At 47.2% G+C, this 2,339-nt stretch carries 2 protein-coding genes; both read right to left on the reverse strand.

Going from position 1 to position 2,339, the window contains the following annotated elements; genetic code table 11:
• Nucleotides 1-55: 55 nt before the first annotated feature.
• Nucleotides 56-892: a hypothetical protein gene (locus PG888_RS22705; protein WP_270694456.1), complete on the reverse strand. Its 837-nt coding sequence runs from the start codon at nt 890-892 to the stop codon at nt 56-58.
• A 348-nt stretch (nt 893-1,240) separates the two neighbouring features.
• Complete coding sequence (locus PG888_RS22710; RefSeq protein WP_182938001.1) at nt 1,241-1,978, reverse strand: EAL domain-containing protein; 738 nt, start codon at nt 1,976-1,978, stop codon at nt 1,241-1,243.
• Nucleotides 1,979-2,339: the final 361 nt, after the last annotated feature.

The raw sequence follows: 2,339 nt of genomic DNA on the forward strand, positions 1-2,339 counted from the left end.
ATCTCGCACCTCGATAACTGTACGTAAGATCAGTATAGTTCGTGGTAACTGACTGCTAATCATGGGTAATCAGGTAATCTTTTTCTGTTTTTAGATCATCCCATCTAACACCAAGTGCCTCATTCCCTGTTCTAATACCGGTTAAATAAAGAAACCTGCAATACAAGTTAAAAATTACTCTATCGGTGTTTGTTGGGGATAATGATTGCCATTTAGTTAATTTATCAAAAATTGTTTTTATTTGATTAGGTTCCCAGCACTCTCCTTTTATAATATTTTTAGTTTCTACTTTATTGCTCATGTCAGGTATCGAGCTTATGAGGGCTTGTTCTTTTGCTTCAAGCAAGATCCTTCTCAATACAATATGGATTGAGTTGGCAAGTGATTTTCCTGGAGCATCATGAGTCTCACAGTATTTATTCCAAAACAGTCTAACTGATCTATCGTTGATGCTAGCAATCTCTTGCTCACCAAAATATGGAAGGAGGTGATTCTTGATCAGGCTAATGTAGTATGTATCTATAGGCTTAGAGCGCTTCAAGTAGAATTGAACGATTTCATTCGCTATTGTTTTAAACGTAATACCCTTTTTAAGCGCAACACCACTCGATAATTTAATTTTTAACATCAGTGCTATTTGATGTGCTTCGGACGTTGCATCTCGTAAGTCGAGTTTCCGTGTGCTCTGACGATAGTCATAAATGCCATCTGCTGGTTGATGGACTCTACAGTGCCATCTGGAGCTGCCTTTTTGTTTGAATAGTGTTATGCCCCCGCCCAAATCATGACGATTTTTGAACGTGCTCTGACTGTCAGCCTCGATCCTCTCTGCCAGCATTCTAGCCAAGTCATGTACAGAAAATTTACTCAACACATCGATCAAATCGCTCATGAGAAGCCCCTAATACTCAACGCAGTCTCATACTAGCATTGTGTATAGTTCCATGGATATCAATTTGAAGATTGTTGTAAGTGACTGAATTTATGGCGGTATGTTATATTGCGTTCTGATTGCAAATCAGGACGGCGCCACCTGATGGCGCCGTATGGGTTGAGTGCGCAGGACTCTTCTCTCGGCAAGAGCATTCATCACAGCGCGACCCGATGACGGCATACCCGAAACACCTATAGATGAATATGTGCCGGATAAACGGGGTGCGAGATTGTACTCGCCCTCACCGCATCATGCAATTTGGCAGGGAATGGTTGCCAGCGCGAGTCAGGTAGAAAAGCGGGCCGCTCAGGCCCAACGGGAGAGGGGGGCGGGCATGGCGTAGGCGTAACCCTGCTGATAGTCACAGCCGAGCCGGTTGGCAATCTCGATATGGGTCTGGTTTTCTACCCCTTCGCATACCACCTTCATGCCGAGCCGCTGCAGGTATTCCACCAGTCCGGTCAGCATGCGCAAGGCATGGCTACTCTTGACCGCCTGTAGCAGCAGGGAGCGATCCAGCTTGATGATCTCGTAGGGGAGCGCCATCACCCGCTGGAAATTGCACTCTTGGGTGCCGAAGTCATCGCAGGCAATATGTGCACCGTGGCTGCGCAGTACCTCGATCAGTGCCCGATGCTGGCTGTGCAGCGGGGCGTACTCCACCACCTCGAACCAGATTGCGATATCCAGTTTGCGAGCCTGTAGCAGCACCAGCAGCAACAGATTCTGATAGGTGGCACTGCCCAGTACCGGATTGAGGTTGATGGAGAGCATATAGGGCCCTCCCTTTGCCAGAGCTGGCAGGTCGCGCAGGATGGATCTGAGCATGACGATGTCCAGATGCAGGGATTCATCCTCGCTCAGGGACGGGAAATCGATGCCTCGATAGCATTGCTGCTGAGGCTCCCAGCGTCTGGCCAGCACTTCAAACCCGATGACCCCCCGATCACGATCAACAATCGGCTGATAAAAGGGCACGGCAATCTCCACTGTCGCCAGGGAGGCCACGTCACTGACCGGAAACTCTTCTTTGAACGCAAACATGGCACATCCCTGTTGACGGTTATGGCTGTGGATAATAGTGGAAGCCACTAAATGTGGGCTGTAGGAATTGTCTGATTATTGGCAGGTAAAATACTCACTAAGTATCAGATTATTCCGATTAAGTCTGGTGCGTGGACTATTTAGACTGGCCTCAACAATGAATCGCCAAACTAAAAAGTAAATATAATGCCAGAGTGGTTTATATACGGTTCATTCATGTTTTTCAGCGACAGCTTTTGCTGAACTGCCTTCTCTTTCTTGCTATGTGATAATTTTTATATGAGTACCTGATTACCCATGACCCTCAGCCAGCTTCAAGAGCCGATATGGCATTGGAGGGCTTGCCACGACAGCATGCCCT

It is taken from the genome of Aeromonas sp. QDB23, from assembly GCF_027707745.1.
GTDB classification, from domain to species: Bacteria; Pseudomonadota; Gammaproteobacteria; order Enterobacterales; family Aeromonadaceae; genus Aeromonas; species Aeromonas allosaccharophila.